Origin of the sequence: Plebeiibacterium sediminum, assembly GCF_026013605.1 — a bacterium.
GTDB classification, from domain to species: Bacteria; Bacteroidota; Bacteroidia; order Bacteroidales; family Marinilabiliaceae; genus Saccharicrinis; species Saccharicrinis sediminus.
Genome location: NZ_JAPDPJ010000015.1, coordinates 56,732 through 74,364, shown reverse-complemented (window position 1 = coordinate 74,364; position 17,633 = coordinate 56,732). Strand labels below are relative to the sequence as shown.

Here is a 17,633-nt window from a genome sequence, read left to right as displayed (position 1 = left end):
ATATTGTCAGGTTATGAAGATTAATCGTTTCGAAGATATTATAGCGTGGCAAAAGGCAAAAGAACTTACTGTTACAATTTATATTAAACTGAAAACATGTAAGGATTATTCACTTAAAGATCAAATTCAAAGAGCTTCTGTTTCAATTATGAATAATGTTGCAGAAGGCTTTGAACGTAAATCAAATAAAGAGTTTATATATTTTCTTTATGTAGCGAAAGGTTCTTGTGCAGAAGTAAGATCTATGTTGTACTTAGCATTGGAGTTAAATATTCTTGAAGAGGATGAAACAAATGAGTTAATCTCTTTATCGATAGAAATTTCCAGAATGTTATCAGGTTTGATTAAAACACTTTAAAACTTCAACTTTTAAACTTAAAACTTTAAAAACTTTCAACTTTATAAACTAAAAAAAATGACTTCTCAGGAACTATTTGAAAACATTAAGAAAAAAGAGAGTTTTTTATGTGTTGGGTTAGACACTGACGTTAATAAAATACCTCATTTTTTGTTGGAAACAACTGATCCTATTTTTGCATTTAATAAAGAGATTATTGATGCAACACAAGAATATACTGTAGCCTATAAGCCCAATTTGGCATTTTATGAAAGTATGGGAGTAGCAGGATGGAATAGTTTAGAGAAGACGGTAAATTACATTCGTTACAATTATCCTGATATTTTTATTATTGCAGATGCTAAAAGAGGTGATATTGGTAATACATCAAATATGTATGCTAAAGCCTTTTTCGATGCGATGGATTTTGATTCTGTAACGGTTGCTCCTTATATGGGAGAGGATTCAGTAAAGCCATTTATGACTTATGTAGATAAGTGGGTTATTTTATTGGCTTTAACTTCAAATAAAGGAGCTGCAGATTTTCAGTATATGACAGAAAATGATGAAAAGCTTTTTGAAAAAGTGATTAAAACATCAAAAGAGTGGGGTACTGAAGAAAATCTGATGTATGTTGTGGGTGCTACAAAAGCTGAAAAATTAAAAGAAATCAGAAGTATTATTCCTAATCACTTCTTGTTGGTTCCTGGCGTTGGTGCTCAGGGAGGTAGCTTGCAAGAAGTTGCTGAAAACGGATTAAATGATAAATGTGGATTGCTTGTCAATTCGTCAAGAGGTATCATCTATAAAAGTGCTGAAAAAGATTTTGCTGAGCAAGCAGGTATTGCAGCCAAAGAGGTGCAACAAGAAATGAGTGCACTTTTAAAGGCAAAAGGCTTATTATAGAATAATAGCTGTTTTAAAATATAGTAAAGCCTCCAGTTTTGGGGGCTTTTTTATTTTATAACATTTTGTATATTAGGAGTGTAAAATTATAATATATGACCTATAACCTGACTAATGAGGATTTTCTTCATTTTATCTGGAAACAGAAATTGTTTTACCAGAATAATTTAAAAACTACAGATAACCAACATCTGGAAATTATTAATCCGGGAGAGATCAATTGTGATGCAGGGCCTGATTTTTTTAATGCTAAAATTAAAATAGACGGTATTTTATGGGCTGGAAATATTGAGGTTCATCATGATATAAACGACTGGAATCTACACAATCATCATAAAGATAAAGCATACGATAATGTAATTTTACATGTTGTTGCCCGAGGTAAAGGAGAAACGTTTAGGACCAATGGGGAGCAGATACCTGTACTTTTTCTTTCGTGGTCTGATGAGTTATGGTACAGTTATTTAGCGTTGAGGGATCAAAGAGACTGGCTGGCCTGCTCTGGTAAACTGGCTGCAATTAGTTCATTTGAGTTTTCGTTTTGGAAAGAACGAATGTTAATTGAGCGCTTAGAGAGTCGTTCAACGCAAATTAAAGAAGTTTTAAAAGCAACAACTTCAAATTGGGATGAAACTTTCTATCGTATTTTGTTTCGGAGTTTTGGTTTTGGCGTAAACAGTGAACCATTTGAGCTTTTGGCCAGATCAATTCCTTTAACTGTTTTATTAAAGTATTCGGATAATATAAAAATAGTTGAAGCCTTGCTATTTGGGCAGGCAGGGTTTTTAAATGAAACATTTATAGATGAATACTTAACAGACTTAAAAAGAGAATATCATTTTATTAGGCAAAAACATCAATTAAAGTCTCTGGAGAATCATATCTGGAAATTTTTGAGATTGCGTCCATCAAATTTTCCTACAATCCGAATTTCGCAATTAGCTCATTTGATAGTAAAAACAAAAGGATTGTTTGGTGTTTTTATAAATGAAGAGAATCTTGATACAATCCTGGATTTATTAAATGTTGATGTTTCTGAATATTGGGAAACGCACTATTTGCCTGATCGAAAAAGTAAAAAAATCTTTAAAGATCTGGGTGCTAGTTCAAAAAATCTGATTATTATTAATACAATTATACCATATTTATTTTCGTATGGTAAAAACACTCAAAATCATGTATTTGAGGATAGGGCCATGAATTGGCTCAATCAGTTAAAGCCGGAGCAAAATGCCATTATTTCTAAATGGAAAGCAAATGAAATATCGGTTAAAAATGCCGGAGATTCTCAGGCTTTAATATATTTGTCGAATAATTACTGTAAAAAGAAAAAGTGCTTGCATTGTAATATCGGGCATAAGGTGTTAACCATTAAAGCTGAATAGTGAAAAAAAGAGTGCCATATCATGAAAATTTTAAGACCATTGTTTATGGTGTTAGTGCATTGTTTTTTATCATTTTTGCAGGAGGTATAGGTTTTGCTGTTATTGAAGGATATTCGTTTGTTGATGCGCTTTATATGACAACTATTACGGTATCTACGGTTGGTTTCAGAGAAGTGTATCCTTTATCTGAAGGAGGTAAGATTTTTACAGTACTTCTTATTATATTTAGCTTCGGAATTTTTGGTTATGTGATTACTTCAATTACGCGTTTGGTAGTTGAAGGAGCATTACAACAATCCTATAAACTGTATCAGGTGAAAAAGAAGATAGTTAAACTCGAAGACCATATCATAGTTTGTGGTTATGGAAGAAATGGTTATCAAGCTTGTGTTGAGTTGAAAGAGCATGGTGAAAAGTTTGTTATCCTTGAGAAAAGGGATAATGTGGTAACCCGAATTCTTGAAGATCCTAATTTGTTGTATGTTCAGGGAGATGCCAGTTCCGAAGAGGTTTTGGATGTGGCTCAAATTCGTAAGGCAAAGGCTTTGATTACAGCTTTACCCAATGATGCAGATAATATGTTTGTGGTATTAACTGCACGTGAGATGAACCCTAAATTAAAAATTATTAGTAGAGCCAGTGATTTTAGATCTGATGTAAAATTGCGACATGCAGGTGCTACCAATGTAATTATGCCTGATAGAATTGGAGGGCAAAGGATGGCTAAGTTGGTTACACAGCCAGATGTAGTAGAGTTTGTTGAAAATATTCTATTGCAGCGTAGTCGCGAAGTGAAGTTAACCGAAGTGGAGTGTGGTTGTATTAGTGAAGAAAATACTACAAAAACTATTCAGGAATTAAATCTGCGTAAAAAAACAGGAGCCAACCTAATGGGACTTAAAACTCCTGAAGGGACTTATATATTCAATCCGTCACCACAGATAAAAATATCAAAAGATGATAAATTGTTTATATTGGGTACCGATGAGCAAATAATTCATTTTAAGGAGATATTGAGAGGAAATTAAATTAATTAGTATATTGCAAAGTGCATTTGGCTTACTTTTTGAGAAAAGCCTATTTGTTTACTAACCAAAAAAGTATGATATGAATTTTAAAAAGACAATTGGATTTAGTGCCTTAGCTATTGCTTTATTATTAGGTGCTTATAGTTGTAAATCGAAAGAGAAAATTGCTTCGGAAGTAAAAACAAATTCTGAGGTAGGTACTATATTAGAGAATATGCCTTGCGAAAGTGCAGGGAAATCGGATAAGAAATTTTTCAGAGCATTTTCAATGGCTACCAGTAGCGATTTGAGTTTGTCTAAAGAAAAAGCCCTACTACTTGCTAAGCAGCGTTTAGTAACTTTAATCCAGTCGAACACAAAATCAGTTACCGACAGATATGTAAATGAACGTGAATTAACTTCAGCTTCTGAGTTTGAGCAAAAATTTGAAAATTTAACTCGTGAAGTTGCAGACGAAACAATTAGTAATATTGTTGTAGCTTGTGAAAAGTCTAGTGTTTTGCCAGATAAGAAGTATCGTTCATTTGTTGCTATTGAAGTTGAAAAAGAAGAGCTTTTAAATTCAATGAATGATAAAATCTCTAACAATGCTAAGCTTCAGATGGATTACGATAAGCAAAAATATGAAGAGATCTTTAATCAGGAAATGGAAAAGTTAGCTGAAGAAAAAGGTTATAAATAAAAAAAACATTAGCAATTTATATCTATCAAAAAGCCGGCGTTAGTCGGCTTTTTTGTTGTAAATTTGTTTGAGTGTTAAAATAAAATGTCTTGGTGCAATATATTTTTTTGTGATTATATGTTGCGACATGTAATTAATTGATTATCTTTGCACCGCAAATTTTTTAAATATATAAGCTTTATGTACTTGACTAAAGAAAAGAAGCAAGAGATCTTCGGGAAGTACGGAAAGTCGAATACTGACACTGGTTCAGCTGAAGGCCAGATAGCATTATTTACCTACCGTATATCTCACTTAACCGAACATTTAAAGGTTAATAAAAAAGATTATAGCACAGAACACGCACTAGTGAAATTAGTAGGAAAGCGTCGTAACTTACTTGATTATATCAAGGCAAAAGATATCGAACGTTATCGTGCAATTATTAAAGAGCTAGGTTTACGTAAGTAATCTTGCAAAACGATTTTAAAAGGCAATCCATTGGGTTGCCTTTTTTGCTTTTATACCAAAATTAGATGAACCAATCTCCAGTTTCATGATTTTAGGCATGGTTCTTTGGTATAAAGTACATTAGCTTCGAAAAATAAATGCCTGAATACGAATATTATCTAATGATATTCTATATATTTGGGGCGACAAAAGAGATAAAGAAAAAAATATGATTACTCCAATTGAAAAAACTATCGATCTTGGCGATGGAAGATCGATTACTATTGAAACGGGGAAATTAGCCAAGCAGGCTGACGGTTCAGTAGTAGTTAAAATGAACAATACTTATTTATTGGCAACTGTAGTGTCAGCAAAAGATGCTGCCCCAGGAACCGATTTTATGCCTCTATCAGTAGAATATAGAGAAAAATTTTCAGCTATTGGTAGATTCCCTGGTGGATTTATGAAAAGGGAGGCTCGTCCTTCTGATAATGAGATATTAGTATGTCGTTTGGTTGACAGGGCTTTACGTCCATTGTTTCCAGAAGACTATCATGCAGAAACATTTGTTACCATTAACCTGATTTCAGGTGATAAAGAAGATTTACCTGATGCTTTAGCAGGTTTAGCAGCTTCAGCTGCTCTTGCAGTTTCAGATATTCCATTTAACGGACCTATTTCCGAAGTTAGAGTAGCAAGAGTAAATGGAGAGCTAATTGTAAATCCAACAAGATCACAAATGGAAAATTGTGATATGGAATTGGTTGTTGGTGCTACAATTGATAATATTTTGATGGTTGAAGGTGAAATGGAAGAAGTTTCAGAGCAGGAAATGCTTGAAGCAATGAAGTTTGCACACGATGCGATTAAAGTTCAATGTCAGGCTCAGATTGAATTAGCTGAAATGGTTGGTTCTCAAACAAAACGTGAGTATTGTCACGAAGAGAATGATGCTGAATTGTTAGCGCACATCAAAGCTGCCACATACGATAAAGTATATGAAGTTGCAAAAGCAGGTCTTCCAAAACATGAAAGAGCTGAAAAATTTGCAGCTATTAAAGAAGAATATGTTGAGGCTAACTATGCTGATGCAGAAGATGGTGATATTCCTACCGGATTAATTGGTAAATATTATCATGATGTAGAAAAAGAAGCTGTTCGTCGTTGTATTTTAGATGAAAGAATTCGTTTAGATGGTAGGAAAACTGACGAAATCAGACCTATCTGGAGTGAGGTGGATTATTTACCAGGTCCTCACGGTTCATCTATCTTTACAAGAGGTGAAACTCAATCTTTATCAACAGTTACTTTAGGTACTAAGTTAGACGAGAAGATTGTTGATGATGTATTAAATAAAACAGTAGAGCGTTTCTTATTACATTATAACTTCCCTCCATTTTCAACAGGAGAGGCAAGAGCTTCAAGAGGAACTTCACGAAGAGAGATTGGACATGGTAACCTGGCTTTTAGAGCATTGAAAAATATGTTACCGGATAATTATCCTTATACAGTACGTATTATGTCTGATATTCTTGAGTCAAATGGTTCTTCTTCAATGGCTACTGTTTGTGCTGGAACTTTAGCATTAATGGATGCCGGTGTACCTATTAAAAAGCCTGTAACAGGTATTGCAATGGGATTAATCACTGATGAAGATAAAAACTTTGCTGTTCTTTCTGATATTCTTGGTGATGAGGATCACTTAGGTGATATGGACTTTAAAGTAACAGGAACCCGTGATGGAATTACTGCTACTCAAATGGATATTAAGGTTGATGGTCTTTCTTATGAAGTGTTGGAAAAAGCACTTTTACAGGCTCGTGATGGTCGTTTACATATCATGGATAAGATTATGGAAACAATGGATGCACCACGTGCAGATCTTAAACCACATGCTCCTAGAATGGAAACAATCATCATCCCTAAAGATATGATTGGTGCAGTAATCGGACCGGGAGGAAAAATTATTCAGGAAATTCAGGCTACAACAGATTCTACTATTACAATTGAAGAAGAAGGAGATACTGGTAAAGTAAGTATTTCGGCTAGTAATGCAGATTCAATTAATGCTGCCTTAGCTAAAATTAAAGGTATTGTAGCAGTACCTGAAGTAGGTGAAGTATATAAAGGTAAAGTAAAATCAATTGTTCCATTTGGTGCTTTTGTTGAAATTTTACCAGGTAAAGATGGTTTACTTCATATTTCTGAAATAGAATGGAAAAGACTTGAAAAAGTAGAGGATGTTCTTAAAGAAGGAGATGAAATAGAAGTTAAACTTATTGAGGTTGATCAACGTTCAGGTAAATTAAAGCTATCCAGAAAAGTGCTTTTACCTCGTCCGGAAAGAAAACCAAAACAAGAATAGTTTATATTATTTAAATTATTATATGAAAAAGGCCTTTAACGGGCCTTTTTTTGTGTCTTATTCAGACTAAATATAATATCTTGGCTGAGTTTAAATGGATTTAAAATAGAATTACGTATGATGTCGTATGATGAATGGATTTCTTCATTGGAAGAAAAAGTTGAAAAGATCTCAAAAATACAGGCTGCAATATCTAATTTTCAGGTTTTACCGCGTTTGGGAAAATTGCTTGAAGATAAATCCCAAAGCTGTCCGGAATGTAAAATTTACTGGCAAAAATTACAGGATTCAACATCTCATTTAGAATATTTTTTTGATGATGGAAATAGATATTCTGCAGATTTTGATAACTTGGTACAAGAGATTTTGAAACATCTAAAAACTTCACATAAAATAAAACCCAAAGGCTTGGTTCTGTCAATAAATACCTTAATCGGAATGGCGATAGGATTGTTGTTGGGGGTGTTGATCTCTATGGTCGTTGCTGTTTTTCCAATGAAATCAGGAATCGTGTTAGGTTGGTTGCTTGGTACCTTAATAGGTTGGTTTGTTGGAAAGTATAAAGAAGGAAAGTTAAGAAAGGAAGATCTGATTTTTTGATATGTCCACTAAAACTATTTATAATGAACCGCTTTTGTATAAAATCTTGTCTGTTTGTAACAGTTGCTCTTGCAGCTTGTAATACCTCTTCAAATATGGAAAAATTAATGTATCCCGAAACGAAAAAAGTTGAAATTACAGATGATTATTTTGGTACAAAAGTGAGTGATCCATACAGATGGTTAGAGGATGATAATTCAGAAGAAACCAAACAGTGGGTAATTGCACAAAACAAAGTAACAGAGGGTTATTTGGAAAAGATACCATACAGGCAGGCCATTAAAAATCGATTAACTCAGATATGGGATTACGAGAAAATGAGTGCCCCTGTGAACAGGTCGGGATTGCTGGTGTATTCCAAAAATGATGGATTACAAAGTCAGAATGTTTATTATTATAAAAAGGATTCTGGTGATGAGAAACTACTCCTGGATCCGAATCATTTATCTGAAGATGGGACTGTTTCATTAAGTGGCTTTGAGATTTCTAAAAACGGGAAGTATTTAGGTTATCTGATTTCAAGGAGTGGATCAGACTGGCAAGAGATTTATGTCAAAGATATAGAAACCGGTGAGATTTTACCTGATCATATTGAATGGGTTAAATTCTCCGGAATTTCATGGTTTAAAGATGGTTTTTATTATACCAGATATCAGGAACCTAAGAAAGGGGATGAGTTGAAAGGTGTTAATAAAAGTCCTAAAATATATTATCATAAACTTGGTGATGCAATTGATGATGATGTTATGGTATTTGATGATCCGGAACATCCGGATAGAATCACTAATGCGGATGTAACAGAAGATGGTTCGTATTTGGTGCTATATCAAACAGAATCAACCAGTGGAAATAGTTTAAAGTTAAAGAGCTTAACGGATCCTTCAGCAGGTATTATTTCTATAGTTGATGACTTTGAAAATGACCACCAGATATTAGATCATGATAAAGGTGAGTTTATTTTAAAAACGAATTATAAAGCTTCAAAATCCCGAATTGTAAAGTTTTCATTAGAGCATTTACATAAAGATTCGTGGGTTGACTTGATTCGTGAGAGTTCAGATGTTTTGGTTGATGTTTCATTACTGGGAGGTAGAATTATTGCCCAATATATGCAGGATGCGCATGATGTGGTTAAAGTTTATGATCGTGAAGGAAAGTATCTTAATGAGGTTGATTTACCAACAATTGGCTCTGTTGGTGGTTTTGGTGGAGAAAAAGATGATGTTGTGACTTATTATTCTTTTAATTCTTTTGTAAGTCCATCTACTGTTTACAAATACAATATATTGGAGAATAAGGCAGAGCTGTTTTGGAAACCGGAAATTGATATTGATCTTGATCAGTTTGAAACCAAACAGGTATTTTATACCAGCAAGGATGGAACAAAAGTGCCTATGTTTATCATTCATAAAAAGAATATAAAATTAGATGGTAATAACCCTACAATGTTATATGGATATGGAGGGTTTGATATTAGTCTGACACCTGGATTTTCAATTAGCAGAATGATTCTGTTGGAAAATGGAGGGGTTTATGCAATGGCAAATTTAAGAGGGGGTGGTGAGTATGGCAAGGATTGGCATAAAGCCGGTACCCTAATGCAAAAACAAAATGTATTTGATGATTGTATCGCTGCAGCTGAATATCTGATTAATGAAAAATATACTTCTCCTGATAAATTAGCCTTACATGGAGGTTCTAATGGTGGATTGTTAGTTGGTGCGGTTGTTAATCTGAGACCGGATTTATTCAAAGTTTCAATGCCTGCTGTGGGTGTTATGGATATGTTGCGATATCATCAATTTACAATAGGAAGATTTTGGGCTTCGGATTATGGCACATCCGGAGATAGTGAAGGTATGTTTAAGTATTTGTATGCATATTCGCCGGTTCATAATGTAAAATCAGGGGTGGAGTATCCTGCAACTATGGTAATGACTGCAGATCATGATGACAGAGTTGTGCCAGCACATTCATTTAAATATATATCGCAATTGCAGGATAATTATAAAGGAGATAACCCTGTGATAATACGAATTGAAAGTAAGGCCGGGCATGGAGCAGGTAAACCTACGAGTAAAATAATTCAGGAAGCTACAGATTTATGGTCATTTATGTTTTATAATATGGGAGAGGCAATTGATTATTAATAAAAATGTCAAATAGGTTTGAAGTTGAAGAATAAGTTTATTGTTATAGAAGGAAATATAGGGGCAGGGAAGACGACTTTATCACAAAAAATAGCTGATGATTTTAATGCAAAACTTGTTTTGGAGTCGTTTGAAGATAACCCGTTTTTACCTAAATTTTACGAAGATCAGGAAAGGTATGCATTCCCTTTGGAGCTTTCTTTTCTTGCAGCTCGTTATAAACAATTGATTAAGGATATTGAACAGGCTAACTTGTTTCATAGTTTTACAATTTCGGATTACTACTTAATGAAGTCATTCATTTTTGCCAAGATCACTTTAGCCGATGATGAATTTAAATTATATCGTGAGTTTTTTGAAATGGTAAGGAGTTTGTTGGTAAAACCCGATGTTTTGTTTTATATTCATAGGGACTTAAATATATTAAAACAGAATATAGATAATAGAGGTAGAGAATATGAAAAATCAATAGGTGTTGAGTATTTGAGTAAAGTAACCAATGGCTATTTTCATTATTTTAAAGAAGTACAGGACTTTCCTGTGGTGATTGTCGAGTCTGATAATGCTGATTATTTAACTAAAAGTCATTATAATAAATTTACACAATTGTTAAATAAAGATTTTAAAAACGGAATAACAAATATTAAAATTGGATAATTTTTACTTAAATTTAAGAGGAATGTATGGTTTAAATAAAATATCTTAACATTAAAGCGTAGTGTATTGCTATTTTTTTTAGAGTTTATCTATATTTGCAATAATTCTAAGAGGGTCTTTTATTTTTTAAAAACATTCTTAAATTTGTACAAACTTATCGAAAGTTAGTTGAAAACACATAATTAGGTTAATATTATGAAAAAATCAAGAATCAATGTTTTTGCTTCAATAGCCCTGGCAGCACTTTTAGCAAGCTGTGCTGGGTTAAATAAAATGAAAACTGGAGCACAAGATGTAACATATACTGTTACGCCGGAAGTATTAGAAGCTCATGCCGGTAAAGTTGATGTTACTGTAAAAGTTAAAGTACCAGAGAAATACATGGATAAAAAAGCCACTGTAGAGTTAACTCCGGTATTAAAGTATGATGGTGGGGAAACTGCATTTCCTTCTAAAACAGTTCAAGGTGAAGCTGTAGAAGGTAATAACCAGGTTATTTCTTACTTAAACGGAGGACAGTATACTTATACAGGATCTGTACCTTACAATGAAAATATGAAAGTATCTGATTTAGTAGTTCGTATTAAAGCTACTAAAGGAACTACATCTCTTGATTTTGATGATGTTAAAATTGCTGATGGTGTAGTAGCAACTTCTGATCTTGTTATGGATAAAGGTGCTATGGTTGCTTTAGGAAAAGATAACTTCCAAAGAATCGTTCCTGAAAGTAAAGGTGCTGATATTTATTTCTTAATCCAACAAGCTGCGTTACGTGGTACTGAATTAAGAAAAGAAGAAATTAAAGCTCTTAAAGAGTATATCAAAGAAGCTGAAGCTGCTGAAAACAAAAAATTCACAGGCGTTTCTATTTCTGCTTATGCTTCACCTGATGGTCCTACTGACTTAAACACTTCTTTATCAGAAAAAAGACAAAAAGTTGCTGAAGGTTATATTGCTAAAGAATTAAAAAGAGCAAAAGTTGACGGTTCAGCTGAAGGTTTCTTCGATCTTAAAAATACTCCAGAAGACTGGGAAGGATTTAAAGCTTTAATGGAAGCTTCTAGCATCCAGGATAAAGAATTAATCTTAAGAGTTCTTTCTATGTATTCAGATCCTGAAGTTCGTGAAAAAGAAATCAAGAACATGTCTGAAACTTATAAAGTAATTGCTGACGATATTTTACCTCAATTACGTCGTTCTAAAGTTGCTGTTAACGTTGAGTTAATTGGTAAATCAGATGAGGAAATTGCTGAGTTAGCTGCTTCTAACCCAAGTGAATTAAATGTTGAAGAGCTTCTTTATGCTGCTACTTTAACTGATGATTTAAATAAGCAATTATCTATTTACAAAAGTGTAAACAAAGTATTCCCTAAATGTTGGAGAGGATATAACGATGTAGCTTATGTTCTTGTTAAACAAGAAAAATTAGATGATGCAAAAGTTGCATTAGAAAAAGCTGCTGAATTAAGTCCTGCTAGTCCAGTTGTTAAAAACAACTTAGGTGTACTTGCATTACGTGCTGGTGACTTAGCTAAAGCTGAAGAGTATTTCGGAGCTGCTGCTGGTGTTGGTGCTGAATTAGATAACAACTTAGGAATAGTTTCTATTCACAAAGGAGATTATGATGCTGCAATGCGTTATTTCGGAAACAGCACTACTTGTAATGCTGCTTTAGCTAAAATTTTAGCTGGAAAATATGATGCTGCATTATCTACTTTAAATGCAAACACAATGGAAGTAGGGTTCAAATATTATTTAAAAGCTATCTGTGGTGCTAGAACTGCTGATAACGATTTAATGTTTGATAGCTTACGTAAAGCAGTTGAACTTGATGGTTCTTTAAAAGAATTAGCTGCAAAAGATATGGAATTCGGTAAATTCCTTGAAGATGCAACATTCAAGTCAATTGTACAGTAATTGAATTTAATTACATCATATATAAAAGCCAGTCGTGAGACTGGCTTTTTTTGTTTCTGTATATTTGTAACTGATTATATAGTCAGGGATTATATCAGCAATTGGTTTATTGGCGGTTTTTAGAGGTGTTATTGAGCTTTAATTTTAGTTTTATAAAAAGCCCTGAGCTATGACTAATCTGGTTAAAATAGCCCTTAATTGAATTCAGGTTTTTAGGTAAAGAGAAGTATTAATTATTGAAGGTTTGGGTTAGTGTTTGTCTTGTGATCCCATTGTTATTCAACAATAGAAGTTTTGTTTTTAGCGTGGGGATTGACTTTTATATCGAGATAATCCCAATACAAGTTAAAGGCTGTAGTGAATATGGGGAACTATTGGTTATAAATAATTGGAATAGGAACTAAGTTAGGTGTAGCGGATTGATTATTGAAGTGTTATAGTTCAGAGATTAATTTTCTCTATATTTTTCACTAAGTAGTATAATATTAAAAAAAAACGGCAGTAATCTGATGTTGTTATCATTAGATTACTGCCGTTCTATTTATAGAAATGTATTTAAAGAAGCTTGTTGTATGTTATTTAGCTAACCAAGTATTAACCATTTCCTGATTTTCTGAAATCCAGGTTTTTGCTACTGTGCTTTTATCTTTTCCATCTTCCATTTTTGCTAATAAAGAAGACATCTGTTCTGAACTTAATTTAAATTTGGAGAACAAGTTAGCTGCATAGGTATCTTCAGTTTTAAAACCTTTTCTGGCATAAACTTCAATATGTTCTGTTTCTCCATATACTTTCTTTGGATCGTCTAAGAATTTTAAATCCCAACGGCCAAATTTCCAGTGTGGAGCCCATCCTGCAACAGCAATCCATCTTTTTTCTGATATAGCTTTTTGTAATTCAGAAAGCATTGCAATACTGGAAGAGTTCATTTGTTCAAAATTAAGTTTGTATTCTTTAATGGCAAGATCTGTTTTTGATGTAATTCCAGCGCCTTTTTCGATACCAATTAGTTTTCCTTCAAACTTGTCCTTATTTGCATTTAATTCTTCAATAGAATTAATCGTTACATAAGCTGGAACCACCAACCCGATTTTTGCTTCTTCAAAGTTAGTTCCAAGACTCTCAAGTTTATCAGCAAATTTGGCTACTTTTTCTTTGTGTGTTTGTGGTAACCATGCATCCATAAAAACATCAACATCGTTATTAGCTAATGATGCAAATATCATATCAACAGCTGCTTTCTTTATGGTTACCTCGTATCCATTCTGTGTTAGGATTTCTTTGGCAACATTTGTCATGGCTACACCTTCTGCCCAGCCATCAACAAGTCCTAAAGTAATTTCTTTTTGTTCTTCGCCTTTTTTAGATGTTCCACTGTTACATGATGAAATAAAAAAGGTTAATGCTGCAATAATTAGTAATTTAAATTTCATAATTATTCATTTAAGTTTATTGTTATTTCTTTTTTCCCAGGGCTTGTGTTGTTCTGTCAAGAATAATGGCAAGTATTACTACTGCTAAACCACTTTCAAACCCTAGTCCAATGTTTAGATTGTTGATTCCTTCCAAAACTTTTTCGCCTAATCCACCGGCTGCAATCATTCCTGCAATAACAACCATTGATAGTGCCATCATAATCGTTTGATTGACTCCGGCAAGTATTGTATTGATTGCAAGAGGGAGTTCTACTTTAAAAAGGAGTTGTTTTTTTGTTGCACCAAACGCTCTTGCAGCTTCTACAACTTCAGCGGGTACCTGTTGTATTCCCAGTGTTGTTAAACGAACTGCAGGTGGCATTGCAAAAATAATTGTAGCAAAAGCACCAGGTAACTTACCAATACTAAAGAATAGTACTGCAGGAATTAAGTATACAAATGCTGGCATTGTTTGCATAAAGTCTAATATGGGTCTGATGATCTTAGAAGCCATTTTGTTTTTTGCAGACCAAATGCCGACAGGTATGGCAATGATTAGTGCTGTTACAGTAGAAACCACAATTAATGCTAAAGTTTCCATGGTTTCCTGCCAAAATCCTAAAAGGTATATTAAAGTTAAACCAAGTAGTGTTGTTGCTGCAGTACTTTTGTTTACCTTAAAGAAAGATAAGGCTGTTAGTGCTATAATTATTATATAAAAAGGGATACTAAGTAATAACCATTCGACACCTTCTATGAACGCATTTCCGCTATTTTTAATGAGGTCAAAAAATGGCTTGAAATTTACTGTCATCCAATTTACAATAATTTCAATGTATTTTCCTATGTCAATAATCTTTTCCATTTTATTGCTCTTTAGCTTTTTCTTTTAATTCAATGATTTCGTTCTTATCAAATCGTGTTGACTCAATAATCAAGGAGGACTGTGTTACAATTCCCAGAAATTTTCCTGTGTTTTCATCTACAACAGTTATAGGAGCCCGGCTTTCAGTAATAAGCGGTAGCATTTCTTCTACTGTGTAATGCATATAAACACTAGGCACTTCCGATTTTAATATGGAACTTAACGATTTCTCACCTTTTTTCTCAGCAGCAAGACAATCTCTCAGCCATACTAAACCTAAAAAAGTTCTGTCTTCGCTTAATACAGGAAGAACATCATTTCCTAAGTCCCTCATTTTATGAATGGCGGCTTTAGGACCTTCTTTATGAATATGGCAGGCAGCTACTTTTTTGAACATTAAAGATCCTGCTGTGATAATATTCTTTCTATCTACTTTTTCAACAAAAGCTTTCACATAATCACTGGCTGGATTCGTTAAAATATCTTCCGCAGTTCCAATTTGCTCAATAATACCATCCTTCATAATTAAGATGCGATCACCTAATTTTATAGCTTCATCCAAATCATGAGTAATAAATACTATTGTCTTTTTAAGTTTACTTTGAAGTTCCAGTAACTCATCTTGCATATCAGAACGAATTAGAGGATCCAGTGCAGAAAACGCTTCATCCATCAATAGAACCTGTGGATTATTAGCTAAAGCTCTGGCTAAACCAACGCGTTGTTGCATTCCCCCGGATAGTTGGGATGGCATTTGGTTTTCAAAACCTTTAAGGCCTACTGTTTCTAGGGCTTCCTGAGCTTTTTGTAAACGACTGTTTTTTTCTTCGTTTCTAATCTCAAGTCCAAAGGCTGCATTATCCAATACTGTGCGATGTGGAAGTAATCCAAAATTTTGAAATACCATACTCATTTCGGTTCTTCTGGTATCTAATAATTTTTCGTTACTTTCTTTTGTGATGTTTCTTCCGTTAATAATTACATCCCCATCTGTTGGTTCAATTAATCGGTTGAGACATCTTAGTAAAGTGGATTTTCCACTTCCAGATAATCCCATGATCACAAACATCTCACCTTCAAAAATTTCAAATGAGGCTTTGTTAACGCCAACTGTGCAATTTGTCTTTTTTAGGATTTCTTCTTTTGTTAAACCTTTATTTAAAAGCTTTAATGCCTCAGTCTTGTTGTTTCCAAATATCAGGGTTAGGTCTTCAACTTTAATTTTTAAATTTTTATTAGATGTCATAAAAAATACTTTTAAAAGTAATACCCAATATTGATATTAAATCTCATTTCCCATTCAGCATCTGGATTTCCGGAAGCCAGACCGTTGGTCCATTCATTTCCTAACCAAGGTTGGTTCTTACCGGCAGCAAAATCAATGTATGTATAAACAGATCCTGCTGTAAGTAGAAAACCAAAGTCATTCATCATGGTATCTTCAAATTCATCCAGGTTTTTGTTCATATAACCAAAATCGTTATAAACCATTACGGAAGAAACAGGTCCCCATTCTACCGGAAATGTGTGGTTTAAGCCAATAGTGTATAATGTAGCTTTGGAAGCCACCAGGTATGGTGCTCCGTAGGCAGTCATGGCAATCATATCCTCACTTTCGCCATCAGGTGCCTCCGGATTATAGTTATAGCTTGTAAACTGAGCTTTTAAGTTCCATTTGTTGTAAGTTGCCTCGTAATGAACAGCAAAAGCATTGCGGTTACCAATATCTTCTGTGTCCAGATTTAATAAAGCTCCGTATTGAGCAGATGCTCCAAGTTTACTTTTTAATGTTTTACCAAACTTGTAGTTTACCTTGGCGTTGAATTGGTTTAATTCTTTGTTACGATATGTACCATCGCCTAATGAACCCACATCGTAAGCATATCTGCTGTCATCTACATCAGAAAGATTTCCAAAAGAGTTTTCTTCAGCATTTTTAAAGAAGGCTAAATCTAAGTCCCATTTGTCGTTGCTTCTACTATACTTTAATCCCATGTCGTGGTCATCTTCTAAGCCAACATAATAGTTTAAGGAAAAGAACCAGCTGTTTGAATTGTAAGTAGTAATACCAAAAGGAACCTGAGTTAATCCAAGTTGGAATTGGCTGTTGTCTTTAAAATCGTATTGTATCCAACCTTGTTTTAACATTCCGCCGCCAAAACCACTGCTGTAGAAACGATATTCAGCGTTTAATTTCAATCCTTTGTAGGCAGCTTTAGCGTTAACGCGAAAAACGTCAAATCCAAAATCTCCTCCTCTTTCAGTTTGATTTCCTTTCCATGAGGAAGAATTGTAGTTAAAACGAAGTGCTCCTCCCATTGTTACCTCTGGTTTATCTTGCGCTACGATAATAGAGGAAAGTGAAAAAAACAAAAACATAAAAAGTACTTTGGTACAATTTGATAAGTAATACATATATAATTATTTTAAAATTAACAGAAGATCAGATATTACTTTCTACAGAAAGTAATGTTGGCAGGCCTGGTGTAGTTCTTATTTGATACTCGTAGGAGGGATATAGCGATCAGACTGCTTCTTTGAAAAAAGAACAGAAAAGGTGAGTAGTACCCTTAAAAATTTTATGTCGTATCGGAATAATTTTATCATTTGCGGTGCAAAAATACACTAAAGAAGTTTAAAATCAAATTATTCGAACTTTCAAAGGATAAAGAGTGAGGGTTAAAAGTAGGTGGTCAATTAAAAGTTTCAATACAAAATAAGATGGAAAATGAATGATTTAATCTACCAGGATAATGGGTTGTGTGATTTGTCAATATATTGATAATTAAATGTTAATGTATGTTTGTTGTTTTTGAGGTGATGGTTTTAGTTTTTAATGTTAGATGAAAATAGTTTGTGTAGAAATATAATTTTCACATTTAATATATTTACAACAA

The 17,633-nt window shown here is 33.6% G+C and carries 15 protein-coding genes; 11 read left to right on the top strand and 4 right to left on the bottom strand.

What is annotated here, in order from left to right:
• Positions 1 to 13 precede the first annotated feature (13 nt).
• From OM075_RS08760 to OM075_RS08710, 11 genes are all read left to right on the top strand, one after another.
• Positions 14 to 358: a four helix bundle protein gene (locus OM075_RS08760; protein ID WP_301190120.1), complete on the top strand. Its 345-nt coding sequence runs from the start codon at positions 14 to 16 to the stop codon at positions 356 to 358.
• Positions 359 to 415: 57 nt separating this feature from the next.
• Positions 416 to 1,243 carry an orotidine-5'-phosphate decarboxylase gene (gene pyrF / locus OM075_RS08755; RefSeq protein WP_301190119.1) on the top strand — a complete coding sequence of 276 codons (828 nt, stop codon included), beginning with the start codon at positions 416 to 418 and terminating at the stop codon, positions 1,241 to 1,243.
• A gap of 95 nt (positions 1,244 to 1,338) precedes the next feature.
• Positions 1,339 to 2,628, top strand: coding sequence for a DUF2851 family protein (locus tag OM075_RS08750; RefSeq protein WP_301190118.1), 1,290 nt, complete (start codon positions 1,339 to 1,341; stop codon positions 2,626 to 2,628).
• On the top strand, positions 2,628 to 3,656 hold the full coding sequence (locus OM075_RS08745) for a potassium channel family protein (RefSeq protein WP_301190117.1): 1,029 nt from the start codon (positions 2,628 to 2,630) through the stop codon (positions 3,654 to 3,656). The genes OM075_RS08750 and OM075_RS08745 overlap by 1 nt, the downstream gene beginning before the upstream one ends.
• 79 nt (positions 3,657 to 3,735) lie before the next feature.
• Entirely contained in the window at positions 3,736 to 4,338 is a 603-nt protein-coding gene (locus OM075_RS08740) for a hypothetical protein (protein ID WP_301190116.1), read from the top strand.
• A gap of 180 nt (positions 4,339 to 4,518) precedes the next feature.
• On the top strand, positions 4,519 to 4,788 hold the full coding sequence (gene rpsO / locus OM075_RS08735; protein WP_301190115.1) for a 30S ribosomal protein S15: 270 nt from the start codon (positions 4,519 to 4,521) through the stop codon (positions 4,786 to 4,788).
• A 208-nt stretch (positions 4,789 to 4,996) separates the two neighbouring features.
• Positions 4,997 to 7,132, top strand: a complete 2,136-nt coding sequence (gene pnp, locus OM075_RS08730) for a polyribonucleotide nucleotidyltransferase (protein WP_301190114.1) — start codon at positions 4,997 to 4,999, stop codon at positions 7,130 to 7,132.
• Positions 7,133 to 7,249: 117 nt separating this feature from the next.
• Positions 7,250 to 7,732 carry a hypothetical protein gene (locus OM075_RS08725; protein ID WP_301190113.1) on the top strand — a complete coding sequence of 161 codons (483 nt, stop codon included), beginning with the start codon at positions 7,250 to 7,252 and terminating at the stop codon, positions 7,730 to 7,732.
• Between the two features lie 23 nt (positions 7,733 to 7,755).
• Positions 7,756 to 9,882 carry a prolyl oligopeptidase family serine peptidase gene (locus OM075_RS08720; protein WP_301190112.1) on the top strand — a complete coding sequence of 709 codons (2,127 nt, stop codon included), beginning with the start codon at positions 7,756 to 7,758 and terminating at the stop codon, positions 9,880 to 9,882.
• Between the two features lie 24 nt (positions 9,883 to 9,906).
• Positions 9,907 to 10,539: a deoxynucleoside kinase gene (locus OM075_RS08715; protein ID WP_301190111.1), complete on the top strand. Its 633-nt coding sequence runs from the start codon at positions 9,907 to 9,909 to the stop codon at positions 10,537 to 10,539.
• 195 nt (positions 10,540 to 10,734) lie between these two features.
• Entirely contained in the window at positions 10,735 to 12,456 is a 1,722-nt protein-coding gene (locus OM075_RS08710; protein ID WP_301190110.1) for a tetratricopeptide repeat protein, read from the top strand.
• Between the two features lie 575 nt (positions 12,457 to 13,031).
• Here the strand turns inward: OM075_RS08710 and OM075_RS08705 are convergent.
• From OM075_RS08705 to OM075_RS08690, 4 genes are read right to left on the bottom strand one after another with little or no spacing between them, the layout of a single operon-like run.
• Positions 13,032 to 13,889 (bottom strand): glycine betaine ABC transporter substrate-binding protein, encoded by an 858-nt coding sequence (locus OM075_RS08705; protein ID WP_301190109.1) that lies wholly within the window; start codon positions 13,887 to 13,889, stop codon positions 13,032 to 13,034.
• A 22-nt stretch (positions 13,890 to 13,911) separates the two neighbouring features.
• The gene (locus OM075_RS08700; protein WP_301190108.1) at positions 13,912 to 14,736 is read right to left on the bottom strand and encodes an ABC transporter permease; all 825 of its coding nucleotides are present in this window, start codon (positions 14,734 to 14,736) and stop codon (positions 13,912 to 13,914) included.
• A gap of 1 nt (position 14,737) precedes the next feature.
• The gene (locus OM075_RS08695) at positions 14,738 to 15,982 is read right to left on the bottom strand and encodes a quaternary amine ABC transporter ATP-binding protein (protein WP_301190107.1); all 1,245 of its coding nucleotides are present in this window, start codon (positions 15,980 to 15,982) and stop codon (positions 14,738 to 14,740) included.
• Positions 15,983 to 15,993: 11 nt separating this feature from the next.
• Complete coding sequence (locus tag OM075_RS08690) at positions 15,994 to 17,151, bottom strand: hypothetical protein (RefSeq protein WP_301190106.1); 1,158 nt, start codon at positions 17,149 to 17,151, stop codon at positions 15,994 to 15,996.
• Positions 17,152 to 17,633 lie beyond the last annotated feature (482 nt).